25 protein-coding genes are annotated in these 24,869 nt (G+C 73.0%); 9 read left to right on the top strand and 16 right to left on the bottom strand.

Annotation, left to right across the window (positions count from 1 at the left end; genetic code table 11):
* Positions 1-11: 11 nt before the first annotated feature.
* From ABD091_RS11925 to ABD091_RS11915, 3 genes are read right to left on the bottom strand one after another with little or no spacing between them, the layout of a single operon-like run.
* Entirely contained in the window at positions 12-605 is a 594-nt protein-coding gene (locus ABD091_RS11925) for a TetR/AcrR family transcriptional regulator (protein WP_343918674.1), read from the bottom strand.
* Positions 602-1,399, bottom strand: a complete 798-nt coding sequence (locus ABD091_RS11920; protein WP_343918672.1) for a sugar phosphate isomerase/epimerase family protein — start codon at positions 1,397-1,399, stop codon at positions 602-604. The genes ABD091_RS11925 and ABD091_RS11920 overlap by 4 nt, the downstream gene beginning before the upstream one ends.
* Positions 1,396-2,346: a Ppx/GppA family phosphatase gene (locus ABD091_RS11915; RefSeq protein WP_343918670.1), complete on the bottom strand. Its 951-nt coding sequence runs from the start codon at positions 2,344-2,346 to the stop codon at positions 1,396-1,398. The genes ABD091_RS11920 and ABD091_RS11915 overlap by 4 nt, the downstream gene beginning before the upstream one ends.
* Positions 2,347-2,380: 34 nt before the next feature.
* Between ABD091_RS11915 and ABD091_RS11910 the strand changes: the two genes are divergently transcribed.
* The 4 genes from ABD091_RS11910 to ABD091_RS11895 all read left to right on the top strand — a co-directional run bounded on the left by ABD091_RS11910 (position 2,381) and on the right by ABD091_RS11895 (position 5,648).
* A complete protein-coding gene (locus ABD091_RS11910; RefSeq protein WP_343918668.1) occupies positions 2,381-3,142 on the top strand; it encodes a DUF3109 family protein in 762 nt (253 codons plus the stop codon).
* 80 nt (positions 3,143-3,222) lie between these two features.
* The gene (locus ABD091_RS11905) at positions 3,223-3,861 is read left to right on the top strand and encodes a VOC family protein (RefSeq protein ID WP_343918666.1); all 639 of its coding nucleotides are present in this window, start codon (positions 3,223-3,225) and stop codon (positions 3,859-3,861) included.
* Positions 3,862-3,863: 2 nt separating this feature from the next.
* Entirely contained in the window at positions 3,864-4,553 is a 690-nt protein-coding gene (locus ABD091_RS11900) for a class I SAM-dependent methyltransferase (RefSeq protein WP_343918664.1), read from the top strand.
* 165 nt (positions 4,554-4,718) lie between these two features.
* Positions 4,719-5,648 (top strand): type IV toxin-antitoxin system AbiEi family antitoxin domain-containing protein, encoded by a 930-nt coding sequence (locus ABD091_RS11895; protein WP_343918662.1) that lies wholly within the window; start codon positions 4,719-4,721, stop codon positions 5,646-5,648.
* 92 nt (positions 5,649-5,740) lie between these two features.
* On the opposite strand, the gene ABD091_RS11890 is transcribed toward ABD091_RS11895, so the two are convergent.
* Entirely contained in the window at positions 5,741-6,772 is a 1,032-nt protein-coding gene (locus ABD091_RS11890) for a LacI family DNA-binding transcriptional regulator (protein WP_343918660.1), read from the bottom strand.
* A gap of 107 nt (positions 6,773-6,879) precedes the next feature.
* Here ABD091_RS11890 and radA point away from each other — a divergent pair, with 107 nt between their 5' ends.
* The 3 genes from radA to ABD091_RS11875 all read left to right on the top strand — a co-directional run bounded on the left by radA (position 6,880) and on the right by ABD091_RS11875 (position 10,242).
* Positions 6,880-8,256 carry a DNA repair protein RadA gene (gene radA, locus ABD091_RS11885; protein ID WP_343918658.1) on the top strand — a complete coding sequence of 459 codons (1,377 nt, stop codon included), beginning with the start codon at positions 6,880-6,882 and terminating at the stop codon, positions 8,254-8,256.
* Between the two features lie 86 nt (positions 8,257-8,342).
* Positions 8,343-9,425 carry a DNA integrity scanning diadenylate cyclase DisA gene (gene disA, locus ABD091_RS11880; protein ID WP_343918656.1) on the top strand — a complete coding sequence of 361 codons (1,083 nt, stop codon included), beginning with the start codon at positions 8,343-8,345 and terminating at the stop codon, positions 9,423-9,425.
* Positions 9,426-9,429: 4 nt separating this feature from the next.
* A complete protein-coding gene (locus ABD091_RS11875; RefSeq protein ID WP_343918654.1) occupies positions 9,430-10,242 on the top strand; it encodes a hypothetical protein in 813 nt (270 codons plus the stop codon).
* 6 nt (positions 10,243-10,248) lie between these two features.
* On the opposite strand, the gene ABD091_RS11870 is transcribed toward ABD091_RS11875, so the two are convergent.
* The gene (locus ABD091_RS11870) at positions 10,249-11,046 is read right to left on the bottom strand and encodes a hypothetical protein (RefSeq protein WP_343918652.1); all 798 of its coding nucleotides are present in this window, start codon (positions 11,044-11,046) and stop codon (positions 10,249-10,251) included.
* A gap of 68 nt (positions 11,047-11,114) precedes the next feature.
* Between ABD091_RS11870 and ABD091_RS11865 the strand changes: the two genes are divergently transcribed.
* Entirely contained in the window at positions 11,115-11,978 is an 864-nt protein-coding gene (locus tag ABD091_RS11865) for an HhH-GPD family protein (RefSeq protein ID WP_343918650.1), read from the top strand.
* A 6-nt stretch (positions 11,979-11,984) separates the two neighbouring features.
* Here ABD091_RS11865 and ABD091_RS11860 read toward each other — a convergent pair whose 3' ends face one another.
* The 11 genes from ABD091_RS11860 to ABD091_RS11810 form a co-directional block, all read right to left on the bottom strand.
* Positions 11,985-14,561, bottom strand: a complete 2,577-nt coding sequence (locus ABD091_RS11860) for an ATP-dependent Clp protease ATP-binding subunit (protein ID WP_343918648.1) — start codon at positions 14,559-14,561, stop codon at positions 11,985-11,987.
* A gap of 365 nt (positions 14,562-14,926) precedes the next feature.
* Positions 14,927-15,250: a histone-like nucleoid-structuring protein Lsr2 gene (locus tag ABD091_RS11855; protein WP_343918646.1), complete on the bottom strand. Its 324-nt coding sequence runs from the start codon at positions 15,248-15,250 to the stop codon at positions 14,927-14,929.
* Between the two features lie 129 nt (positions 15,251-15,379).
* On the bottom strand, positions 15,380-16,777 hold the full coding sequence (locus ABD091_RS11850; RefSeq protein WP_343918644.1) for an alpha/beta hydrolase family protein: 1,398 nt from the start codon (positions 16,775-16,777) through the stop codon (positions 15,380-15,382).
* Entirely contained in the window at positions 16,777-17,586 is an 810-nt protein-coding gene (locus tag ABD091_RS11845; protein ID WP_343918642.1) for a hypothetical protein, read from the bottom strand. The genes ABD091_RS11850 and ABD091_RS11845 overlap by 1 nt, the downstream gene beginning before the upstream one ends.
* Positions 17,583-17,966 carry a hypothetical protein gene (locus ABD091_RS11840; protein ID WP_343918640.1) on the bottom strand — a complete coding sequence of 128 codons (384 nt, stop codon included), beginning with the start codon at positions 17,964-17,966 and terminating at the stop codon, positions 17,583-17,585. Before ABD091_RS11840 ends, ABD091_RS11845 begins: the two co-directional genes overlap by 4 nt.
* Before the next feature lie 63 nt (positions 17,967-18,029).
* Complete coding sequence (locus tag ABD091_RS11835) at positions 18,030-18,809, bottom strand: type III pantothenate kinase (protein WP_343918638.1); 780 nt, start codon at positions 18,807-18,809, stop codon at positions 18,030-18,032.
* Positions 18,809-19,714, bottom strand: a complete 906-nt coding sequence (gene nadC / locus ABD091_RS11830) for a carboxylating nicotinate-nucleotide diphosphorylase (RefSeq protein ID WP_343918636.1) — start codon at positions 19,712-19,714, stop codon at positions 18,809-18,811. Before nadC ends, ABD091_RS11835 begins: the two co-directional genes overlap by 1 nt.
* Positions 19,711-21,423, bottom strand: coding sequence for an L-aspartate oxidase (locus ABD091_RS11825; protein ID WP_343918634.1), 1,713 nt, complete (start codon positions 21,421-21,423; stop codon positions 19,711-19,713). The genes nadC and ABD091_RS11825 overlap by 4 nt, the downstream gene beginning before the upstream one ends.
* On the bottom strand, positions 21,420-21,836 hold the full coding sequence (panD, locus tag ABD091_RS11820) for an aspartate 1-decarboxylase (protein WP_343918632.1): 417 nt from the start codon (positions 21,834-21,836) through the stop codon (positions 21,420-21,422). The genes ABD091_RS11825 and panD overlap by 4 nt, the downstream gene beginning before the upstream one ends.
* Positions 21,836-22,708, bottom strand: coding sequence for a pantoate--beta-alanine ligase (gene panC / locus ABD091_RS11815; RefSeq protein ID WP_343918630.1), 873 nt, complete (start codon positions 22,706-22,708; stop codon positions 21,836-21,838). The genes panD and panC overlap by 1 nt, the downstream gene beginning before the upstream one ends.
* Entirely contained in the window at positions 22,705-23,646 is a 942-nt protein-coding gene (locus ABD091_RS11810; protein WP_343918628.1) for a Rossmann-like and DUF2520 domain-containing protein, read from the bottom strand. Before ABD091_RS11810 ends, panC begins: the two co-directional genes overlap by 4 nt.
* A 243-nt stretch (positions 23,647-23,889) precedes the next feature.
* Here ABD091_RS11810 and ABD091_RS11805 point away from each other — a divergent pair, with 243 nt between their 5' ends.
* A complete protein-coding gene (locus tag ABD091_RS11805) occupies positions 23,890-24,867 on the top strand; it encodes a thiamine pyrophosphate-dependent dehydrogenase E1 component subunit alpha (protein ID WP_343918626.1) in 978 nt (325 codons plus the stop codon).
* Positions 24,868-24,869: the final 2 nt, after the last annotated feature.

Below are 24,869 nucleotides of genomic sequence, written 5' to 3'. Positions count from 1 at the left end.
CCGGGACGGCCCTACGGCAAGGGTCCCGTGAGGTAGCGCTGGATCGTCGGGGCGTAGGTCGCCACGAGCTGCTCGGCGGGCATCGAGGCGAGCGGTTCGACCTCGAGCAGGTAGCGCAGCAGGATCAGCCCGAAGACCTGGCTGGCCACCAGCGGCATCCGGTGCTCGGGCCGGTCGATGCCGAGGGCCTGGCCGACCGGTCCCAGCACCACCGGGAGGAAGCCCTCGCTGACCAGCCGGGCCGCGGCGGGGTCCATGAGGCCGCGCACGATCGTCAGCAGGGCCGGCTGCAGCTCCGGGTCGTCCCAGACGCCGAGGAACGTCGTGAGCAGCCGTTCCGCCGCGCCCTCGGGGCCACCGCCGGTCACGGCCGGCACCAGGAGGGCACGCGGGTCGACGGGGAGCGCCAGAGCCGCCAGGAACAGGTCGTCCTTGGTCCCGAAGTAGTGGTGGACCAGGGCCGCGTCCACCCCGGCGTCGGTCGCGACCGCCCGGATCGTCGTCCCGGCGTAGCCGTGCTCGGCGAACCGGCTGCGGGCGGCGACGAGGATCGCCGCGCGGGTGTCCGGCGCCCCCGGACGACGGCCGCGCCGCGAGCCGCTCACGGGGTCGGGACCCGGAAGTACTCCCGGGCGAAGGCGAGCGAGTCGCGCAGGTCGGCCTCCCGCTGCTCGCGGTTCGCCGCCTTGCGGGTGTTGATCTCGAGCACGATGTCGCCGTCGAAGCCGGTGTGGGCGAGGTGTTCGAGGAACTCCTTGGCCCGCATCACGCCGCGGCCGGGGACGAGGTGCTCGTCCTTGGCCGAGCCCGAGCCGTCGGTGAGATGGACGTGGCGCAGCCGGCTGCCGAGACGTTGCGCCATCTCGACCACGTCGCTGTTGGCGATCGCGGCGTGGGAGAGGTCGACCGTGGTGTGGGCGTAGGACTCCTCGGACGGGTCCCAGCCGGGGAGGTACATCTCCATCGCGCCCCGCTTGGCGCGGGCGCTGGCGCGCCAGGGATACATGTTCTCGACGGCGAAGTGGATGCCGGTCGACTCCTCGAGCGCGGCGATCCCCTCGACGAAGCCGGCGGCGTAGTCCTTCTGCCACCGGAACGGCGGGTGGACGACGACCGTCTCGGCACCGACGGACGCCGCCATCTCGGCGGACCGCTCGAGCTTGCCCCAGGGCTCGGTCCCCCAGACCCGCTGGGTGAAGAGCAGGCACGGGGCGTGGACCGCGCAGATCGGGACCCCGTGGTGCTCGGAGAGCTGGCGCACCGCCGAGGTCTGCTGGCTCAGCGAGTCGATGCCGACCATCACCTCGACGGCGTCGTAGCCCAGCGACGCGGCGTAGGCGAAGCCGTGGGCGGTCGACTCGGGGTAGACCGAGGCTGTGGAGAGGCCGATCCGCGTCACGTGGCGCCCTCGGACGACTGCGTGATCGCGTCGATGCGCTCGAGGATGACGCCCTCGCGCAGCGCCCACGGGCAGATCTCGAAGGCGTCGAGGTCGAAGATGTCCATGGCGGCCACGGCGACCAGGGCGCCGGGCAGGATCTGGTGGGTGCGGCTGGAGGAGACGCCGGGGAGGTCGGCGAGCTCGTCGTCGGACATCGCGGCGAGCTTGGGGATCCAGCGCGTCATCTCGGCCTTGGGCAGCTGGCGCGGGACGTAGGGGCCGTCGCCCGACGGGGCCGCGCCGCAGATCCGCGCGAGCGACCGGAAGGTCTTCGACGTGGCGACGGCGAGGTCGGGTGCGCCGTGGCGGAGCAGGTTGCCGGCGTCGCGGGCGATCGCGGCCCGGATGTCCTTGCGCAGCGCCTTGATGCCGGCCTCGGTGTGCCGATCAGGGTCCGCGAGGTGCTCGCGGGCGAGACGGGCCGCCCCCAGCGGGAGCGACCAGGCGACGTCGGGCGACTCGTCGCCGCCGGCCGCGATCTCCAGTGAGCCACCCCCGATGTCGAAGACGGCCAGCCGGCCCGCCGACCAGCCGAACCAGCGGCGTACGGCGAGGAAGGTCAGGCGCGCCTCGTCCTCCCCCGGCAGGACCGCGATGTCCACGCCGGTCCGCTCGCGCACCTCGGCCAGCACGGCGTAGGAGTTGGTCGCGTCGCGCACCGCGGAGGTCGCGAAGGGCAGCATCTCCTCGCAGCCCTTGTCCTCGGCGACGTCGAGAGACTTCGCGACGAAGTCGACGAGGGCGTCGATGCCGGTCCGGGTGACCGCCCCGTCGTCGTCGAGGTGCTCGGCCAGCCGCAGCGGCTGCTTGAACGACGACGCCGGCAACGGCCGGGCGCCGTCGTGGGCATCGACCACCAGCAGGTGGCCGGTGTTGGAACCGATGTCGAGCACGCCCAGCCGCATGGGCCCGAATGTACCGGCCGCGTAGGGTCTACCCGTGCCAGAAGTGGACCTCGTCTTCCCGCGGGCCTTCGTCGAGTTCGCCGACCCCGCCGACGCCGACCAGGTCTTCCGGTGCGACCTGACGTGGCTGACCTCCGCCTACACCTGCATCTTCGGGCAGGGCTGTCCGGGCATCTACGACACCTCGCCCGAGACCGGCTGCTGCACCCTGGGCGCCCACTTCTCCGACAAGGACGACCAGAAGCGGGTCGCCGCGTGGGTCGACCGACTCACCCCGGAGCAGTGGCAGTTCCACCCCGGCCGCAAGGTCAGGAAGTCCGACTGGGTCACCAAGGACGAGGACGGCGAGGCCAAGACGCTGACCCTCGAGGTCGCCGGGCAGCAGGCGTGCGTGTTCCACAACCGCGGCGACTTCCATGCCGGAGCCGGGTGCGCGCTCCACGGGCTCGCGCTGGCGGAGGGGGCCGAGCCGCTCGAGGCCAAGCCCGACGTCTGCTGGCAGCTGCCGATCCGGCGCACCTACCGCACGGTCGAGCGGCAGGACGACACCTCGTACGTCGAGGTGAGCATCGGTGAGTACGACCGCCGCGGCTGGGGCCCCGGCGGCCACGACCTCGACTGGTACTGCTCCGGCAACACCGAGGCCCACGTCGCCCCCGAGCCGCTCTACGTCACCAACGAGCCCGAGCTCGTCGAGCTGATGGGGCGCCCGGCCTACGACGCGCTGGTGGTCCACTGCGAGGCCCACCTGCGCTCACGCTCGGCGCTGGCGCTCCACCCGGCCGACCCGCACTGAGCCACCGTCCCGGTCTGTCGACGTCGAGAGAAATCGACCCCGGCCGCGGAGTGGGATCCGTCATTGTCGACAATGGCGGCATGCGCTTGGACCATCTCTCTTTCGCCGCAGGTCCTGACGGCTTGGCCAGCACCGCCCAGCGCATCGGGGGACTGCTCGGCACCGAGTTCAGGGACGGCGGGGTGCACCCCCGCTTCGGCACTCGCAACATGATCCTGCCCCTCGCGGGCGGGACCTACCTCGAGGTCGTCGAGGTCCTCGACCACCCGGCCTCGGACAAGGCGCCCTTCGGGCAGGCCGTGCGCGCGCGCAGCCAGCTCGGCGGCGGCTGGCTCGGCTGGGTCGTCGCGGTCGACGACATCGCGGCCGCGGAGCAGCGGCTCGGCCGCGAGGCGGCTGCCGGCAACCGGCACCGTCCCGACGGCGTGCTGCTGCACTGGAAGCAGATCGGCATCAACGGGCTGATCGCCGACCCGCAGCTGCCCTACCTCATCCAGTGGGACGTCGAGCCCGAGCTGCACCCCAGCCACGGCGCCGACCCGGCCTACTCCCTGGCCTGCCTCGAGATCGCCGGCGACAGCCAGCGCGTCTCGGAGTGGCTCGGCGAGACGGTCGAGGCCCCGCTGGAGGACGTGAAGGTCGAGTGGGTCGCCCCCAACGGCACCCCCGGGATCGTCGCGGTCCAGGTCCAGACGCCGAACGGGCTCGTGCGGCTCTAGTGGTGCCAGCGGGGGCCCGACCCTCACCGAACATCTGGAACCATCCGGCCACCTACGAGGTCGAGAACCGCGCCTTCGACCCCGACGGGCTGGTCGAGGCCACGATGGCCTCGATCGCGCCCTGGTCCGGCCGCACCGTCCTCGACGTCGGCTGCGGCACCGGCTTCCACCTCCCCCGCTTCGCCGCCGACGCTGCCTCGGTCGTCGGGGTGGAACCCCACCCGTCGCTCGCGTCGCTGGCCCGGCGGCGCACCCGCGCCCTCGACCACGTGACGGTGCTGGAGGGGCTGGCCGAGGCGCTACCGCTCCCCGACGCCTCCGTCGACGTCGTCCACGCACGCTGGGCCTACTTCTTCGGGCCGGGGTCCGAGCCGGGGCTGGCCGAGCTGGCGCGCGTCGTACGTCGTGGGGGGACGGCGTTCGTGATCGACAACGACCCCACCCGCTCCACGTTCGGGCGGTGGTTCGCGCGCGGGCACCCGACCGTCGACGCCGAGGCCGTCGAGCGCTTCTGGACCTCTCGCGGCTGGAACCGCGAGCGGCTCGACACCCGCTGGGCGTTCACCGCCCGCCGCGACCTCGAGGCCGTCGTCCGCATCGAGCTGCCACCCGCCGTCGCCGACGACGCCCTCGCCGCCCACGACGGCCTGGTCGTCGACTACGCCGTCGACCTGTGGTGGCGGGCGTACTGAGGACGGCAGGATTCCCCTGATGGCCGGGGAGTCCTGCACTTGTCAGGTGTTGCTGCCCCTGACAAGTGCCTGAAACCCCTGACCAGTCGCAGCCGGGGGATCGGTTATCCACAGACGGGCCAGCGCGTGCCCACGCCGGGCACGTATCCGGGAGAGCCTGTGGGCATGTCAGACCTGCTGATCCCCATGGCATCTCCGCCGGTCCTCCTCCGTGGCGAAGCCATCGCAGCCGGGCTCACCGACCGCACCCTTGCCCGCATGGTGGGGAGAGGCGAGCTGCACAGACTTCGCCAGGGCGCGTACGTCGCCGGGAGCACCTGGCGCCACGAGGACCTCAGCGGTCGACACCGGCTCCTGGCCCGCGCCGTCGTCGCCCAGGCCAAGTCACCGGTGGTGGTGAGCCACGGATCCGCGATGGCGTTGCACGGCGGGCCGGTGTACGGGCTCAAGCTCGACCGGGTGGAGGTGACCCGGCTGGACGGGCGTGCCTGCCGGCGCGAGGCCGGCGTACGCCAGCATCGCGGCGTGCTGCTGGTGGGCGACGTCGCGACGAGGGAAGGCCTGCCGGTCACCGGTGCCACGAAGACTGCGCTCGACGTCACCACGGTCGCGTCGGTCGAAGCAGGGCTCGTCGTCGTGAACGCGCTGCTCAACTCCGGTCGCACGACGATGGCCGAGCTCCAGCATCGCTACTCGTCGATGGATCGGGACCCGTTCACGCAACGCACCGACCTGGTCCTGCGCCTCGCCGATCCCCGCATCGAGTCCGTGGGCGAGTCACGGTTCTTCCACTTGGCCTGGCGTCACGGCCTTCCGGCTCCGGAGCCCCAGTACGAGGTCGTCGACGCCGGCCACGTCGTTGCACGGCTGGACTTCGCCTGGCCCCAGCACGGCGTGTGGCTCGAGTTCGACGGGCGGGAGAAGTACGTCAAGCACCTGCGCGACAGCGAGACGGTGACGGACGCGGTGCTTCGGGAGAAGCGTCGCGAAGACCGGGTGCGTGAGCTGACCGGGTGGCGATGCATCCGTATCACGTGGGCCGACCTCGAGGACCCGGAGCGCCTCGCCGCCCGCGTGCTGGCTTTCCTCCAGTGATCCCAGCTGATCAGGGAAGTCCTGCACTTGTCAGGCGAAACATCCCCTGACAAGTGCAGGAATCCCCGGCTGTCCGGGGATTCCTGCAGACCTCAGCTCGAGCCGCGGACGACGAGCTCGGGGGTGAGGAGTACGCCGCCGCCGCGGACGGGCGGGTGGGTGAGGAGACCCTCGAGGTGGCGCACGATCTCGACGGCGACCTCCTCGAGCGGCTGGCGGACCGAGGTCAGGCCGGGCGGCACGACCTGGGCGACCTGGGAGTCGTCGAAGCCGACGACGGCGACGTCGCGACCGGCGACGAGGCCGCGCTCGCCCAGGGTGTGGAGCACGCCCATCGCGAGCGTGTCGGAGGCGCAGACGAAGCCGGTCGGCGACGCCTCGTCGAGCAGGTGGGCACTGGCCTCGCGGCCGGAGTGCACGGTGTCGTCGGAGCGGGAGGCGAGGCCGGTCGTCGACAGCCCGCGCGAGCGCATCGCCCGGGTCCAGCCGGCCCGGCGGTCCTCGCCGATGACCTGCTCCTTGCGCCAGCCGACCCACGCGATGCGCTGGTGGCCGCGCTCGACGAGGTGGGTGGTGGCGAGCTCGACCCCGGCCGCGCCGTCGACGTCCACCCACGGGTGGACGGCCTCCTCGTTGTCCCACGGCCGGCCGAAGGCGACGAACGGCGCGCGCCGGGTCTCCAGCCAGGTCGCCTGGGGGTTGCCGAGGTAGGTGTCGGTGGCGACGAAGGCGTCGACGGCCGTCGAGCGCAGGAGCTGGTCGTAGCCGGCGGTCGGATCCTCGGGGTCGCCCGGGAAGAGCAGCACGTGGTAGCCCGCGGCGCTCGAGGTCTCGACCAGGGAGTGGACGAAGCGGTCCATCAGGGCGTTGGCGGTGTGCTCCTGCGCGGGCGCGAAGCGGAGCCCGATCAGGTGGCTGGAGCGCGTGCGCAGGTTGCGGGCCGCCCGGTTGGGCGAGTAGCCGAGCTCGTCGATCGCGTCGAGCACCCGCGCGAGGGTGTCCGGCCGTAGCAGGTCGGGGTTGTTGACCGCGTTGGAGACGGTCTGCCGGGACACGCCGGCGACCTCGGCCACGTCCGCCAGCGTCGGCGGCGTGGTCGGCACCCAGCTGCCAGCCCGTGTCATCGAGAGCCCCCTTGATCGTTCCAACCGAGCATAACGTGACGTGTCAGGGACCACGTGGCAGGGACGCCGGGCCGTGCTTGTCACCGCCATCGCCTAGCGTCACGCCCATGCCGAGAAGCTCCCCCGCCCGCCAGCGCGCCGCCTACCGCTGCAGCGAGTGCGGCTGGGAGACCGCGAAGTGGGTCGGCCGGTGCGGCGAGTGCCAGGCGTGGGGCTCGGTCGCCGAGGTGGCCGCCCCGACGACCCGCGCTGCCGCGACCCCCGTCTCGCGCCCGGCGGTGCCGATCGGGCAGGTGTCGGTCGAGGAGTCGGCGTTCCGCTCCAGCGGCGTGCCTGAGCTCGACCGCGTGCTCGGCGGCGGGCTCGTCCCGGGTGCGGCGATCCTGCTCGCCGGCGAGCCGGGCGTCGGCAAGTCGACCCTGCTGCTCGAGGTCGCGGCCCAGACCTCGCGCTACCAGCGCCGGGCGCTCTACGTCACGGGCGAGGAGTCGGCCTCCCAGGTCCGCCTCCGGGCCGACCGGACGGGCGGCGTCCACGACGAGCTCTACCTCGCCGCCGAGACCGACCTCGGGGCCGTGCTCAGCCACCTCGAGGCGGTGAAGCCCGAGCTGCTGGTCGTCGACTCGATCCAGACCATCGCCGCCGCCGACCTCGACGGGGTCCCCGGCGGGGTGACCCAGGTCAAGGAGGTCGCGGCCGCCCTGATCCGGATGGCCAAGACCCGCAACATCACGACCGTCATCGTCGGCCACGTGACCAAGGACGGCTCGATCGCGGGCCCCCGCGTCCTCGAGCACGTCGTCGACGTCGTGCTCCACTTCGAGGGTGACCGCAACTCCCGGTTCCGGATGGTGCGGGCGATGAAGAACCGCTTCGGCCCCGTCGACGAGGTCGGCTGCTTCGACCTCTCCGCCGAGGGGATCACCGCCGTCACCGACCCCACGGGGCTGTTCGTGGAGAACCACGAGCAGCAGGTCCCCGGCACGTGCGTGGCGGTGACGATGGAGGGGCGCCGCCCGCTGCTGGCCGAGGTGCAGGCGCTGGTCACCCACACCGCCGCGGAGCGCCCGCGGCGTACGACGAGCGGGCTCGACTCCTCGCGGGTCGCGATGGTCCTCGCCGTGCTCCACCAGCACTGCGGGGTCCGGCTCCACCAGCAGGACGTCTTCACCTCGACCGTGGGAGGCGCCCGACTCACCGAGCCGGCCACCGACCTCGCGATCGCGGTCGCGCTGGCGTCGGCCTCGACCGGACGTCCACCACCGCGCGGGGTGGTCGCGATGGGCGAGCTCGGCCTGGCCGGCGAGCTGCGCAAGGTGCGCGACCTGCCGCAGCGGCTGGCCGAGGCCGCCCGCCTGGGGTTCCGGGTCGCCGTCGTGCCCGGACGCAGCGGCGCCGACGAGCGGCGCGTGGAGGGGATGCGCATCCTCGAGGTCGGCGACGTCCACAGCGCGCTGCGACTGCTGTCCCTGCTGGGCGGCTGACCACCCGAAACGGCACCGATCTCCTAGACTGTGGGGAGCGACGGCCGGACGACCCGGCCGTCCTGCGCACCAGGGGGAGGAACACCGTGGCGACCGTCCGGTCCGAGGGGCAGCTGCGACTGCGCGCTGCCCTGGCCTCCATCGCGCCCGGGACCCCGCTGCGCGACGGCCTGGAGCGGATCCTGCGCGGCCGCACCGGCGCCCTCATCGTGCTCGGCCACGACGAGACGGTCGAAGACATCTGCACCGGCGGGTTCACCCTCGACGTGCCCTTCACCTCCACCGGCCTGCGTGAGCTGGCCAAGATGGACGGCGCGATCGTCATCGACACCGACGTCACCCGGATCATCCGCGCCGCCACCCACCTGATGCCCGACCAGTCGATCCCCTCCGACGAGACCGGCACCCGCCACCGCACCGCTGACCGGGTGGCCCGCCAGACCAGCTATCCCGTGATCTCGGTGTCCCAGTCGATGCAGATCATCGCGGCCTACGTCGGCGAGACCCGCCACGTGCTCGAGGACTCGGGTCAGATCCTGTCGCGCGCCAACCAGGCGCTCGCGACCCTCGAGCGCTACAAGCTGCGCCTCGACGAGGTCTCCAGCACCCTGTCGGCCCTCGAGATCGAGGACCTCGTGACCGTGCGGGACGTCGCGGTCGTCGCCCAGCGGCTGGAGATGGTCACCCGGATCGCCCGCGAGATCGAGGACTACGTGCTCGAGCTCGGCACCGACGGCCGGCTGCTCTCCCTCCAGCTCGAGGAGCTCATCACCGGCGTCGACGCCGAGCGCGAGCTGGTCATCCGCGACTACCTGCCCGCCGGCAAGCGGGCGCGCGACCCGGAGCACTACCTCAACCAGCTCGAGGCGCTGTCGCCGACGGAGCTCGTCGACCCGGCCGCCGCTGCACGGGCGCTCGGGCTCGGGACGGGTGAGCACCTCGACGGCGCCGTCGCCCCGCGCGGCTATCGGCTGCTCGCCAAGGTCCCACGGCTCCCCCACTCCGTGGTCGACCGGCTCGTCGACCACTTCGGCAACCTCCAGAAGCTGCTCTCGGCCGGCGTCGACGACCTCCAGGACGTGGAGGGGGTCGGCGAGCTGCGCGCCCGCAGCGTCCGCGAGGGGCTCTCCCGCCTCGCCGAGTCGACGATCCTCGAGCGCTACGTCTGAGCCGGTGCGCGACGTCCCGTCGGCCGAGGCGTGCCTTCGGTTCGGCGTCGACACCGACGCCCTGAGACTGCTGCCCGGAGGCCAGGGGAAGACCTGGTCGGACGGCCGCCTGGTGCTCAAGCCCGTGGGTCCGTCGGCCGAGCACACCTTCCGGTGCGAGGTGTACGCCGCCTGGCGGTCGCCCGCCGTCCGCGTGCCCGAGCCGGTGGCGACCGACCGGGGTGACTGGTCCGCGGACGGGTGGGGCGCCCACGTCCTGCTCCCGGGTCGCGACGCCCGGCTCCTCGACGAGCTCGCGGTGGTGAGGGAGGCGGCCGACGCCTTCCACGACGCGCTCCGCGGACTGCCGCGGCCGGCCTTCCTCGACGAGCGCGACGACCCGTGGTCCTACGGCGACCGGCTCGCGTTCGAGGGGGCGGAGCCGATCGGCGACGCTGCCACGCTCGCGGTCGTCGACCGGCTGCTGGTCCACCTCGCGCCGGTCTCGGCGCCGGAGCAGGTGATCCACGGCGACGTGCTCACCAACGTGGTCGTCGAGGACGGCCGTCCGCCCGGGCTCATCGACTGGCCGGTCTACTTCCGTCCGGCCGCCTTCGCGCTGGCGGTCGTGGCCACCGACGCGGTGACCTTCCACGGTGCCCCCGTGTCCCTGCTCGACGACTGGGCGACGGGCACCGACTGGGACCAGCTGGTGCTGCGGGCGCTGCTCTACCGGCTGGGACCGACCGGCGTGTTCGCGCAGCAGCGACGGCTGCGGGGACCCCTCGTCACCCACGTCGAGCGGCTCGAGCCGTTGCTCGACGCCGTCCTCGGCTGACTCGCCTCAGCCGCGGTTCTTGCGGTCCTGCTTCTTCCCGTCCTGCTTCTTCCCACCCTGCTTCTTCCCGTCCTGCTTCGGCTTGACCGGGATCGTCTCGGTGACGACGGGACGGTCGGGCGCGGTCAGCTGGAACTGCATGTCGGACGGCTCACCGCCGAGCGCGGCGACCTCGACGTGGTACCAGCCGGGCAGCGCCCAGTCGGTCTGGCCGCTGCAGTCCTCGTCGGAGCGCTTCGAGGACCACCGCACCTCGACCTCGGTCGGCTCGGTGTTGCGCAGGACCAGGTCCTGCTTGCGGATCGAGCGCGGACACTGGCTGCTGAACCAGATCGGGTCGTCGCCGGAGGTGATCTTCACCGACAGCGTCCGGGGCGAGAGCTCCCAGGTGCAGGCCACGCTCTGGACCGTGCGCAGCTCGACGGTCACCGCGATCGGGCTGCCGCCGACGGCCTCGTCGACGGCAGGAGTAGCAGCGACGTCGCGGTCGACGCAGGGCCCCTCGGGCTCGGCCAGGACCGGCTCGGCCGACTTCTTCGTGCCCTTCGTGCCCTTCTTCTCCCGCTCCTGCTCCCGCGACTCCGACGGGGTGCTCGGGTCCGTGACCGGCTGCTCGGTGACTTCCGAGGTCGGCTCGGCCGACACCGGTGCCGCCTGCTGCTTCGGGTCGGGCGAGCCGCCACCGGTGGCCCACGAGACGACCTGCACGACGCCGACGAGGAGGGCCGAGACGACCACGAGCAGCAGGACCCGACGGGTCCAGTAGACGCGTGCCGGCAGCGGCCCACGAGTCAGCGCGGTCATGCGCCCACCGTAGGCAGCCGGGCGCCCGCACCGGCGGTGCCACGCGGGCCTGCCTACGATCGGCAGCGATGAGCGACCTCCATGAGCCCCTCCTGCGCTGGTACGACGAGCACGCGCGCGAGCTGCCGTGGCGCGGCCCGCAGGCGTCGGCCTGGTCGGTGATGGTCAGCGAGTACATGCTCCAGCAGACCCCCGTGGCCCGGGTGCTGCCCGTCCACGAGCAGTGGCTCGAACGGTGGCCGACGCCGGCCGCCCTCGCGGCGGAGCCGACCGGCGAGGCGATCCGGATGTGGGGACGGCTCGGCTACCCCCGTCGGGCACTCCGGCTCCACGCGGCAGCCACCGCCATCGTCGAGCGCCACGGCGGCGAGGTGCCCGCGGACGCGGAGGACCTGCGGGCGCTGCCCGGCGTCGGCGACTACACCGCCGCCGCGGTTGCGGTCTTCGCCTTCGGACGGCGCCACGCCGTGCTCGACACCAACGTGCGACGGGTCCTCGCCCGCGCCGACGACGGGGTGGAGCTGCCCCCCGCGAACGTGACGAAGCCCGAGCGGGAGCGTGCGACAGCCCTGCTCCCCGAGGACGACGCGGAGGCTGCCACGTGGTCGATCGCCCTGATGGAGCTCGGCGCTCTCGTCTGCACCGCAGCCCGGCCGCGGTGCGGGGCCTGCCCCGTCGCCGACCTGTGCGCGTGGCGGGCGGCCGGCCACCCGGCGTACGACGGACCGCCGCGGCGCGGGCAGGCCTGGGCCGGCACCGACCGGCAGTGCCGCGGCCGGCTGCTGGCCGTCGTGCGCGAGGCCGACGGCCCGGTGCGGGCGTCGACACTCGCCCGGACGTGGGACGAGGCCGACCAGCGCACCAGGTGCCTGGCCGGCCTCGTCGAGGACGGTCTGCTCGTCAGGGACGGCGAGGGCTACTCGCTGCCCTGACGCGTCTCACTGGTCCCGCGGGACGTCCGTGGGGCCCTCCGAGTCGTCCGGACCCTCGCCCGTCGGACCGGTCTCCACGTCCACGGTCTCGAACGGCGGGACGTCGGGCAGCTCGGCCACCTTCTGGCCCGAGAAGGTGAAGGTCGCCGTGGGGCCCTCACCCTCGACGTCCACCAGCACGATCTGGCCGGGGCCGACCTCACCGAAGAGCATCTTCTCCGAGAGGACGTCCTCGATCTCGCGCTGGATGGTCCGCCGCAGCGGCCGGGCACCCAGCACCGGGTCGAAGCCCCGCTCCGCCAGCAGGTTCTTGGCGTCCTGGGTCAGCTCGAGCTTCATGTCGCGGTCGCGCAGCCGCAGCTCCACCCCGGCGATCATGTTGTCGACCATCGCGACGATCTGCTCCTGCGACAGCGGCGGGAACACGATGATCTCGTCGACACGGTTGAGGAACTCGGGCCGGAAGTGCTGCTTCAGCTCTTCGGAGACCTTGATCTTCATCCGGTCGTAGGAGCCCGCCTCGCCCCCCTGCTGGAAGCCGAGGTTGACGCCCTTCGAGATGTCGCGGGTGCCGAGGTTGGTGGTCATGATGATGACGGTGTTCTTGAAGTCGACCACCCGGCCCTGGGAGTCGGTCAGGCGACCTTCCTCCAGGATCTGCAGCAGGCTGTTGAAGATGTCCGGGTGGGCCTTCTCGACCTCGTCGAAGAGGACCACGGAGAACGGCTTGCGGCGCACCTTCTCGGTGAGCTGGCCGCCCTCCTCGTAGCCGACGTAGCCCGGGGGCGAGCCGAAGAGCCGCGAGACGGTGTGCTTCTCGCCGAACTCCGACATGTCGAGCTGGATCAGGGCGTCCTCGTCGCCGAAGAGGAACTCCGCGAGGGTCTTCGACAGCCACGTCTTACCGACACCGGACGGGCCGGCGAAGATGAACGAGCCGCCGGGACGCTTCGGGTCCTTCATGCCGGCCCGGGTACGCCGGATCGCGCGGGAGATGGCCTTGACGGCCTCCTCCTGGCCGATGACGCGCTTGTGGAGCTCGTCCTCCATGTGGAGCAGCCGGGTCGACTCCTCCTCGGAGAGCTTGACGATCGGGATGCCGGTCGCCACGGCGAGCACCTCGGCGATCAGCTCCTCGTCGACCTCGGCGACCTCGTCCATGTCGCCGGCACGCCACTGCTTCTCGCGGTCGGACTTCTTGGCGATGAGCTGCTTCTCCTCGTCGCGCAGGCGGGCAGCCGCCTCGAAGTCCTGGCCGTCGATGGCGGCCTCCTTGCGCTGGCGCACCTCGCCGATCTTGTCGTCGTACTCGCGCAGGTCGGCGGGGGCGGTCATCCGGCGGATGCGCAGCCGCGAACCGGCCTCGTCGATCAGGTCGATCGCCTTGTCGGGGAGGTAGCGGTCGGAGATGTAGCGGTCGGCGAGGGTGGCCGCGGAGACCAGCGCCTCGTCGGTGATCGTGACCCGGTGGTGGGCCTCATAGCGGTCGCGCAGACCCTTGAGCATCTCGATCGTGTGGGCGATCGAGGGCTCCTGGACCTGGATCGGCTGGAAGCGGCGCTCGAGCGCGGCGTCCTTCTCGAGGTACTTGCGGTACTCGTCGAGGGTCGTCGCCCCGATGGTCTGGAGCTCGCCGCGGGCGAGCATCGGCTTGAGGATCGAGGCGGCGTCGATCGCGCCCTCGGCCGCGCCGGCGCCGACGAGGGTGTGGATCTCGTCGATGAACAGCACGATGTCGCCGCGCGTACGGATCTCCTTGAGGACCTTCTTCAGCCGCTCCTCGAAGTCACCGCGGTAGCGCGACCCGGCGACCAGCGCGCCGAGGTCGAGGGTGTAGATCTGCTTGTCCTTGAGCGTCTCGGGGACGTTGCCCTTGACGATGTCCTGGGCCAGTCCCTCGACGATCGTCGTCTTGCCGACGCCGGGCTCGCCGATGAGGACCGGGTTGTTCTTCGTACGCCGCGAGAGGATCTGCATGACCCGCTCGATCTCCTGCTCGCGACCGATGACCGGGTCGAGCTTGCCCTCACGGGCGTCCTGGGTGAGGTTGCGGCCGAACTGGTCGAGGACCAGCGAGCTCGACGGGGCCTCGCCGCCGGAGGCACCGGTCGTCGCGCCGGCACCGGCGCCGGCCTGCTCCTTGCCCTGGAAGCCGGAGAGCAGCTGGATGACCTGCTGGCGGACCCGGTTGAGGTCGGCGCCGAGCTTCTGCAGCACCTGGGCGGCGACGCCCTCACCCTCACGGATCAGCCCGAGCAGGATGTGCTCGGTGCCGATGTAGGAGTGGCCGAGCTGGAGCGCCTCGCGCAGGGACAGCTCGAGCACCTTCTTGGCGCGGGGGGTGAAGGGGATGTGGCCCGAGGGCGCCTGCTGGCCCTGGCCGATGATCTCCTCGACCTGGGCGCGCACCGCCTCCAGCGAGATGTCGAGGCTCTCCAGCGCCTTGGCCGCCACGCCCTCGCCCTCGTGGATCAGCCCGAGCAGGATGTGCTCGGTACCGATGTAGTTGTGGCTGAGCATGCGCGCTTCTTCCTGCGCCAGCACGACCACCCGGCGGGCCCGGTCGGTGAACCGCTCGAACATGTATCACTCCTGTTGCTGGGGGGCGCCCCGCCTGGATCGACGGGTCGCTTCGGGAGGTACAACCCCTGGACCCACCCTACGCGTTCCCGATCCCCCTCCAAGCCCGTCCGCCCACAGCGAACAGGCCGGCCGGGAGGCGTGCCGCCCCAGCGTCGAGTCGCACATGTGCGACCTCCCATTCGCGCTTTTGGGACGTGCCGGTCGGGTCCCCCTTGTCACCAATGCGCGACTCGGCGGCCCCACATCCACGACTCGACCGTGCTTTCAGCGCTTCACGACGCTTTCCGTGAATGCGGCGTCACTCTCCTCCAGGCAGAGAGGGCGTCGTTCCCGGATTCCGGGAACGACGCCCAGCCCACCTGAATTCAGTGGGCGGCGTCGAAGGCCTCGCGGACCTCGGCGGGGACGCGGCCACGGTCGGAGACCTCGTAGCCGTTGGAGCGGGCCCAGTCGCGCAGCTCGGCGGCGCTCGGACCGCTGGCGGTGGTGGACTTCGCCTTGCGGCCGCGGCTGCTGGTGACCTTGCGGGCGTGGCCGATGTAGCCGGCCAGGGCGCCGCGCAGCGCCTCGGCGTTCTTCGCATTGAGGTCGATCTCGTAGGTGGTGCCGTCGAGACCGAAGGACACGGTCTCCTCCGCGTCGCTTCCGTCGATGTCGTCGACGAGGATGATGTTGACCTTCTGTGCCATGCGTTCCCTCAATTCACTCAACGAGCCCACTATTTCCCCCTCGGGCGAATCGATCATGGCACCTTTTCGACACGGCCACCAATTCATCGGGGAATGGCGCGATGAATTCACCTGGAATGTGCGACCAGATCAATTCCGCAATTCACCCGGCCTCACCACCTCGCCGACGACGGCCCGGAAAGAGGTCGTCCGGGTGACGGCGTCGGAGGAGAGATATCCGGTCTCGCGCATTCCGGCCATCACCTGCTGCAACGACGGGTCGTCGCCGGACTCGGCCGCCGTCGCGATCGCGGCATAGGTCGACAGCGCGTGGTTCTGGCCGGGCCCGGCCCCGAGGCTGCCGAGGTGGGCGTCGGCCCGCACGGTCACGTGGTGGGCCGTGGCCGGGTTGGGCTCGCCGTCGAGCAGCGGCACCACGTCGCCGGTGTTCTCGAGCGACAGCACGGTCACCCCGTCGGGGAGCGCGACCGTCCCCACCGGCGACCCGGCGGTCACCACATGGGTCACGTCGTAGCCGAAGCCGGGGTCGGCCGCCAGCGCGGCCGCCTGCATCCCGCCCTGGGAGTGGCCGACGAGCATGACCGGGTCGTCCGGCCCGACCCCCACCGCAGCCATCGCCTGCGTCACCGCCTCGCCGTAGGCGGTCGGCTCCCCCGCCGTCAGCTGGAGGTTGGACCCGCTGCCGCGGACCACGTCGTCGGAGACGAAGTCGTCGGTGCCGGGGAGCTGCACGATCCAGACCGACCCGTCGTCGCGGCGCAGCTCCTGCACCGAGAAGACGCCGTCGGGCACGTCAGGACCGGCCGTCTCCCCGAGGGCGTCGAGCAGGTCCCGCACACCGGTCGGGGGCGGGTGGTCGAAGTCGTCGGCTGGGTGGTCCGGGTCGAGGGCACCACGCCGCTCGGTGAAGAGCAGGTCGCCGAGGTCGGCGGCCGCCGCGGCGGTGTCGACGTGGAGGCCGCGCAGCCCGAGCACCGCCATGGCCGGCGCCGTCAGCGGCGCCGCCTGCAGCCCGTCGAGGAACCCCCCTCCGGAGCCCACCGCCGTCTCGACGACGCCGGGGTGCTGCTCGACCCAGCCGGCGGTGTCGCCCCCGCGCAGGTGCCACAGGCCGAGCCCCGCCCCGGTGGCGACCGCCAGCGTCGGCAGGTGGATCCCGGCGGCGAGGCCGAGGCCGTAGTGGAGCGCGTCGATCGCCTCGCTCCGGGCGGCGTCGGCGGTGCGGTAGAGGTCGACGCAGGCGGTGAGACAGAGGGCCGTCGCCTCGAGACCGACCGCGCGCGATGCGAGCCCGCGGGGACCGCTGGTGGCCGCGAGGATCGCCTGCTCGGCCTCCGCGAAGCTCCACGGGGCGAGCGCGACGGAGGCGAGGAGGTCGGCGTCGGCCGCCTCCCCCTGGTCGTGCCGCGCCCAGCCGAGCAGGCCGTCGCCGGCGGTGTCGTAGAGGCGGGCGAGCCGCCCGAGGTCGTCGTAGCGGGCGTCGATGCCGGCGGCGCCACCGGACACGTGGATCGGGAGCGGCTCCATCACGCGGCCCTCACCGAGGCGTAGGACGCCAGCCCGAGCTCGGGCGGCCGGCGGTGCGCGACCTCGACTCGCGCACCCCGCAGCGGACGCAGCGACCGCCAGCCGTCGTCGAGCAGCACCCAGACGGTCACGGCGGGCGGCGGGGCCGCGTGGCGGCGTAGGACGAGCAGCCGCAGGCGGCCACGGCACCGACCGGCCAGCGCGTGGAGCAGGTCGGCCTCGCCGGGTGCGAGCGTCGCGACCAGGTCGGGCCGGCCGCGCCGGTGGGCGGAGATCGCGCCGAGGAGCGCCTCCGAGGTCACCGTCACGGCCCCGCTCGGCGGATCCCCGGAGCCGACGGGGACGAGCCGGGCGAGCTCGGCGACCCACGCCTCGACGGGCGCCGACACCACCTCGAGGGTGGTGGCACCGCGCAGCACCAGCCCCGACAAGCGTCCCTCCCCCACCGCCCACCAGGCGCGGAGCGGCCGGTCGCCGCGGTCGGCGCTGACGACGACGTCGAGCACGGCCGCCACCGGGGCGAGCGCGAGCAGGCGCAGCGCCGTCGCGAGTCGCGCGTCGACACCGTCGCCGTCGAGCAGGCCCCGACGGACGAGGGTCGCAGCCGCACCATCGGGCCCGGCGTCCTCGACGCGGGCCAGCTCGGCGTCCAGCACCTCCTCGGCCCGGTGCGGCCTGGTCCCCGCCAGCCGCGCCGCCAGCCGGCCCGCGCCGGGGGCGGGCCGGGCGAACGGCAGCGGCAGGTCGCCGGCCAGGCGGGCGGCGAGCACGACCTCGGCCAGCGACAGCACCACCCGCGCGGTCGTCACGACGCCATCCCCGCGAGCGAGTCGGCGACGTCGAGCCAGCGGACGTCGACCGACGGCAGGTCAGGCAGGTCGACCGCGTCGCCGAGACGGTCGACGACCCGCAGCACGTGACGCCGAGCCTCGGCGACGAGGTCGAGCCGCTGCTGGACGACGGCCGCGTGCCGGCGTACGGCGGCGGCGGCCTCCTCGTAGTCGCGGGCGACGCCGACCAGGTCGGCGCGTCGTTCGGCGGCGGCCGCGCGCATCCGGTCGGCGGCGAGCGACACCCACGGTGCGCGCTCCCCGGCCGCGACCAGCGCGTCGGCCTCGCTCCTGAGCTGGGAGGCGCGGCGCTCCAGGCGCTCGGCCACCTCGCGGATCTTGCTGGGTTCCCCGTACATGCCTGCAGGGTTCCCGGGATCGGCGGACGCCGAAACGGGGGTCGGAGCGTGCTGTGGAGAACCTCAGGTGTTGCGTGCGAAGACGAGCTCGAGACCGCGCAGCGTCAGGTGGGGGCGGTGCTCGGTGAAGCAGGCGCACTCGTCGACGACGAGCGGGGCGAGGTAGCCGGTGGCGACGACGTGGACGTCCCCGGCGGCGACCCCCAGCTCTGCCACCATCCGCGCGACCAGCCCCTCGACCTGGGCCGCGACCCCGAAGACCATGCCGGACTGGATCGCCTCGACCGTGTTCTTGGCGACCACCGAGCGGGGGCGCAGCAGCTCGACCTTGCGCAGCTGGGCGCCGCGGCGGCCGAGTGCCTCGAGCGAGATCTCGAGGCCCGGGGCGATGGCGCCGCCGACGTACTGACCGGCGGGGTCGACGACGTCGAAGGTCGTCGCGGTGCCGCCGAAGTCGACGACGATCGCGGGGCCGCCCAGGTCGGTCGCGACCGCGAGGGCGTTGAGGATCCGGTCGCTGCCCACCTCGCGGGGGTTGTCGGTGCGGACGGGGATGCCGGTGCGCACCCCCGGCTCGACGATGACGCGGGGCAGGTCGGGAAAGTGGCGCCCCACCATCTCGCGCCACTCGTGGAGCACGGACGGGACGGTGCTGCAGACGGCGATGCCGCCCACGGCGTCGAGCCACTCGGCGAGCAGGCCCCGCAGCAGCACCGCCCACTCGTCGGCCGTACGCCGGTCGTCGGTCGCGACCCGCCACTCGGCCACCACGGTCCCGTCGCGGGCCTCGTCGAGGAGCCCGAGGACCGTGTGGGCGTTGCCGATGTCGGCGGCGAGCAGCATCACGCCTCCCGGAGGTCGAGCCCCAGGTCGAAGACGGTCACCGAGTGGGTCAGCGCGCCGACGGAGATGAAGTCGACGCCGGTCTCCGCGACGACGCGCGCGCGCTCGAGCGTGAGCCCGCCGGAGGCCTCGAGCGACGCGCGGCCGTCGGTGATCGCGACGGCCTCCGCCATGGTCTCGGGCGCCATGTTGTCGAGCAGGATCCGCTCGCAGCCGACCTCGAGCAGGTCGCGCAGCTGGTCGAGGTCGGTCACCTCGACCTCGACGGGCAGGTCGGGGAAGCGGTCCCTCACCGCGAGGTAGGCGGGCACGACGCCGCCGGCCGCGACGACGTGGTTGTCCTTGACCATCGCCATGTCGGACAGGCCGAAGCGGTGGTTGACACCGCCGCCGCACCGCACGGCGTACTTCTGCAGCGAGCGGAGGCCGGGCAGTGTCTTGCGGGTGTCGAGGACGCGCGCCCGCGTCCCCTCGAGGGCGGCGACCCAGTGGGAGGTGGCCGTCGCGACGCCCGAGAGGTGGCTGGCGAAGTTGAGCGCGGTGCGTTCGGCCGTGAGCAGGTCGCGGGCGTTGCCCGCGACGGTCATGACGACGTCTCCGGGCTCGACGCGGGTGCCGTCGGCGACCCGTCCGGACACCGTCACGCGGTCGCCGGCCACCAGTGCGAAGGCCAGCGCGGCGACCCCCAGACCGGCGACGACGCCGGGCTCCCGGGCGTTGAAGTCACCGACCGCGACCGCGTCGTCGGCGATCGTGGCGACGCTGGTGGTGTCGACGTCGTGCTCGCCGGGCAGGTCCTCCTGGAGGGCCTGGACGACGTGGTCGAGCACCTCGCTGTAGTCGAGCCCGGCGGCGACGATCTCCTCGCGCAGCTCGAGCGGGACGTGGCGCGGGTTCGGCCTCATGCGGCACCTCCGTCGGTCGCGGGCGAGGGGTGGAACGACGTACGGACGGCGCACCCCCCGGCGACCTGCTCGAGCACGACGTCGACGTGGCCGGCCCAGCGCTCGTCGTCGCGCTCGGGGTGGTCCTCGCGCCAGTGGGAACCGCGGGTCTCCTCACGGAGCTCGGCCGCGGCGGCGAGCGCCTGGGCGACCGTGAGCACGTTGGTGGTCTCCCACGCGTCCGGCCCGGGCTCGACGTGGTCGTCGGAGGCCAGCGCCGCGAGGTCGGAGCGTGCTGTCGCCAGCCCCTTCTCCGAGCGGAGCACGCCGACCTCGCCGGTCATCACCTCCTGGAGGTGGGGCCGGAGCGAGCCGGCGACGAGCCCCGGCGTACGCCGGTCGGTGGCGGGTTCCTGCCAGGGCCGCAGCTCGCCCGGGAGCACCTCCGCGATCCGTCGGGAGAACACGAGCCCCTCGAGCAGCGAGTTGGAGGCCAGCCGGTTGGCACCGTGGACCCCGGAGCAGGCGACCTCGCCGGTGGCGTAGAGCCCGGGGACGCCGGCGCGACCCCACAGGTCGGTCGCGACGCCGCCGGAGGCGTAGTGCTGGGCGGGGGCGACCGGGATCAGCTCGGTGACCGGGTCGACGCCGTGGGAGCGCGCCGTGGCGAGGATGGTCGGGAAGCGTCGCTCCCAGAATCTCGACACGCTCGCTGCGCTCGCTGCTCGATCACCGGCGACGCTCGCTCCGCTCGCGTGAGAGCTCCCGAGGTGGCGGGCGTCGAGCCACATGTGGGGCTTGCCCGTGTCGTTCATCCGCCGGGTGATCGCCTTGGCGACGACGTCGCGCGGGGCGAGGTCCTCGAGCTCGTGGACGCCGCGCATGATCCGGGCGCCCTCCCAGTCGACGAGGAACGCGCCCTCGCCGCGGACGGCCTCGGAGATGAGCGGCTGCTGGCCCTGGGAGTGGGGACCGAGCCACATCACCGTCGGGTGGAACTGCACGAACTCGAGGTCGCGCAGCGTCGCGCCGGCCCGGAAGGCGAGCGCCATGCCGTCGCCGGTCGAGACCGACGGGTTGGTCGACTGGGAGAAGACCTGTCCGAGGCCGCCGCTCGCGAGCACCACGGCCCGGCAGAGCACCCGGCCGACGCCGTCGACCTGCCCCTCGCCGAGCACGTGGACGGTCACCCCCGCGATCGCGCCGTCGTCGCCGCGCAGCAGGTCGACGGCCAGCGCGTGCTGGATGACCTCGATCTCCGGCGCCTTCTCGACGGCGGCGATGAGGGCGCGCTGGATCTCGGCGCCCGTCGCGTCGCCGCCCGCGTGGGCGATCCGGTCGCGGTGGTGGCCTCCCTCGCGGGTCAGGGAGAGGCCGCCGTCGTGCTGGTCGAACACCGCGCCCCAGCTGATCAGCTCGTGGACGGCGTCGGGGCCCTCGGTCACCAGCGCCCGCACGGCCTCGCGGTCGCAGGCGCCAGCCCCGGCGACCAGCGTGTCGTGCTCGTGCTGCTCAGGGGTGTCACCCGGCCCGAGCGCCGCGGCGATGCCACCCTGCGCCCACTGGGTCGAGCCCGCGCCGAGCACGTCCTTGGTGATGACCAGGATCTTGTCGACGTGGCCGTAGAGGCGCAGCGCGGCCGTCAGTCCGGCGATGCCGGACCCGATGACGACCACGTCGGCGCGCGTCGTCCAGCCCGGGTCGGGCGCGGCGAGGCGGGCAGGGATCACCGGCTGATCTTGTCACCACGCGCGAGCGCGGGGGCGCCGAAGGTCTCGGCGGGGTCGTCGCCGGTCGCCATCACGTGGTTGCCGGCGTCGACGAAGACGACGCTCGGCCGGAAGTCGCGGGCCTCGGCGGTCTCCATCTGCCCGTAGCCGATCAGGATGACCAGGTCGCCCGGGTGGACCAGCCGCGCGGCCGCCCCGTTGATGCCGATCACGCCCGAGCCCCGCTCGCCGGCGATCGTGTAGGTCTCGAGCCGTGCGCCGTTGGTGATGTCGACGATGTGCACCAGCTCGCCGGGCAGCAGGTCCGCGGCATCGAGCAGGTCCTCGTCGACGGTGACCGAGCCGACATAGTGGAGGTCGGCCTGGGTCACGGTCGCCCGGTGGATCTTGCTCTTCATCATCGTGCGCAGCATCAGGAGCCTTCAGTGGTTCCGAGGGTGAGGGGCAGGTTGTCGATCAGCCGGGTGGTGCCGACCCGGGCAGCGACCAGCACGCGGGCGGGGCGCTCGGTGTCCGCGTGCGGCTCGAGGGTGCCGAGGTCGGGGTCGGTGATCGCGAGGTAGTCGAGCTCGACGCCGGGCTCGTCCCTCAGCACCGCCATCGCCGCCCACCGCGCCGCCGGCAGGCCGTACGCCGCGCGCTCGACCGCCGCGCGCAGCGCCCGGCTCAGCGCCAGGGCGGACCGGCGTTCGTCGTCGGACAGGTAGCGGTTGCGGGAGGAGAGGGCGAGGCCGTCGGGGTCGCGCCAGGTCTCCGCGCCGACGACGTCGAGCCCGAGGCAGAGGTCGGCGACCATCCGGCGGACGAGCACCAGCTGCTGGTAGTCCTTCTCGCCGAAGACGGCGACGTCGGGGCGGACCAGGCCGAAGAGCTTGGCGACGACCGTGAGGACGCCGCGGAAGTGGCCGGGCCGGACCTCCCCCTCGAGCAGGTCGCCGAGCGGACCGGGGTCGACCGTCACGAGAGGGTCCCCGCCGGGGTAGACCTCGTCGACGGTCGGCGCGAAGACCACGTCGACCCCCTCCCGGGCGCAGACGTCGAGGTCGAGGTCGAAGGTGCGGGGATAGCGGTCGAGGTCCTCTCCCGCCCCGAACTGGAGCGGGTTGACGAAGACCGACGCCACCACGCGTCCGTCCGGCCCGGCCTCCTTTCGGGCCCGCGCCAGCAGGCTGGCGTGCCCGTCGTGGAGAGCTCCCATCGTCGGCACCAGCGCGACCCGGGACCCGGAGCGGTCGAGCAGCTCCGCGAGCTCCGTACGGGAGCCCGCGACCGCGGGTCGGGTCATCGCCGGGTGGTGGTCGGCTGCGTCGCCGGGTCGACCGCAGCGTCGAGCACCCGGCGGATCGCGGCGGCCCGGATCGGCAGCACCCGGCCGTCGGTGACGACCCGGTCGAGGGTCGCGCGGGCCATGGCGACGTAGGAGGGCAGCGTGTCGGGGGCGTTGCGGGCGACCTCGGCGAGGTGGTCGCGCACGGTGCCGACGTCGCCGCGGACGATCGGACCGGTCAGGGCGGAGTCGCCCTGGGCGAGCGCGTTGTCGAGGGCGGCCTGGAGCAGCGGGCGGAGCGTCTCGGCGGAGCGGGCGTGGTCGCCGTCCGCGGAGGACGCCGAGAGCAGCTCGACCGCCTGGGCGACGAGGGTGACCAGGTGGTTGGCGCCATGGGCGAGGCCCGCGTGGTAGAGCGCGCGGCGCTCCTCCGGCACCCACGAGATGCGGCCGCCGAGATCGCCGACGAGCTCCTCGGCGAGCGGCCGGCCCGCCTCGTCGGCGGTGACGCCGAAGACGCAGCCGACCAGCCGGGGCAGGTCGACGTCGGTGCCGGTGAAGGTCATCGCCGGGTGGAGGGCGACGGTGCGGGCGCCGACCGCGGCGGCGGGCTCGAGGACGGCGAGGCCGTGGCGGCCCGAGGTGTGCACGACGTCCTGGCCCTCACGGATGGCGCCGCTCGCGGCGAGCGTGGAGACCACGTTGGGGAGCATGTCGTCGGGGACGGTGAGGAGCAGCAGGTCGCAGGCCCGGGCGACGGCCGTCGGCTTCAGGACGGGTACGCCGGGGAGCAGTGCCGCGATCCGGCCGCGGGAGGCGTCGGACTCACCGGCGGCAGCCACCACCTCGTGGCCGGCGGCGCGGAGCGCGGCCGCCAGGACGGCGCCGACGCGACCGGCGCCGACGACGCCGATGCGGTGGCCCGTCCGCAGGGCGCGGTGGGGGGTGCTGCTCATGGGAGAACCCTTCTCGTTGCAGTCCCTCCGACATCCGCGGGTGCGGACCGGCCGGGTACCGGACGTCTGTGTTCTGTCTCCTGAGGAGTGAACAGCAGCGTACGCGCGCCTCATCCCTGCGGGGAACCGGTCGCGGAGTCGGCTGGATCACACCACCCCTTGCCCCGGCGGGCGCCCCTGACCTACCCTTCTTGAACAAACGTGCTTGTCACATGCACATATGTGCAGATAGGAGACCGAAGGATGAGCACCTCCCCGCTCGCCGGCCCGGAGCAGGCGCGCCACGCGCTGCGCACGATGTGGACGATCCGCCGCTTCGAGGAGGCCGTCGACGACCTCTTCGCCCGGGGCCTGATGCACGGCACCATGCACCTCTCGATCGGCCAGGAGGCCTCGGCCACCGGCAGCTGCCTCCCGCTGCGCGCCGACGACGCCATCACCTCGACCCACCGGGGCCACGGCCACTGCATCGCCAAGGGCGCTGACCTGACCCGGATGATGGCCGAGCTGCTGGCCAAGGAGACCGGCTACTGCCGGGGCCGCGGCGGTTCGATGCACATCGCCGACGTCGCCACCGGCAACCTCGGCGCCAACGGCATCGTGGCCGGCGGGATCCCGATCGCCGCCGGCGCCGCGCTGGCCTACCAGCTGCGCGGCGAGGACCGCGTCGTCGCCTGCTTCTTCGGCGACGGCGCCGCCAACGAGGGCGCCTTCCACGAGGCCGTCAACCTGGCCGCGATCTGGAAGCTGCCGGTCGTCTTCATCTGCGAGAACAACAAGTACGGCATGTCCTTCTCGACCGAGAAGTCCTTCGCGATCGAGCACATCTCCGAGCGGGCCGCCGGCTACGGCATCCCCGGGGTGACCGTCGACGGCAACGACGTGGTCGCGGTCCACGACACCGTCGCCGAGGCGGTCGCCCGGGCCCGGGCCGGCGAGGGCCCGACGCTGGTGGAGAACGTGACCTACCGCTGGAAGGGCCACAGCAAGTCGGACAAGAACCTCTACCGCACCAAGGAGGAGATCGCCGACTGGCGCGAGCGCGACCCGATCCTGCGCTTCGAGGACCGGGTGCGGGCCGAGGGCCTGCTCGACGACGCCGACATCGAGGCCGCCCGCACCGCGGCGCTCGACGACATGAAGGCCGCCGTCCGCGCGGCCAACGCGGCGCCCGACGCCGATCCGTCCGACCTGCTCGACGCCGTCTTCGCGCGCGCCTGACC

It is taken from the genome of Nocardioides aestuarii (assembly GCF_039527245.1).
Lineage (GTDB): Bacteria > Actinomycetota > Actinomycetes > Propionibacteriales > Nocardioidaceae > Nocardioides > Nocardioides aestuarii.
The sequence above is the reverse complement of the archived record's forward strand: the minus strand, read 5'-3'. Positions and strand labels throughout refer to the sequence as shown.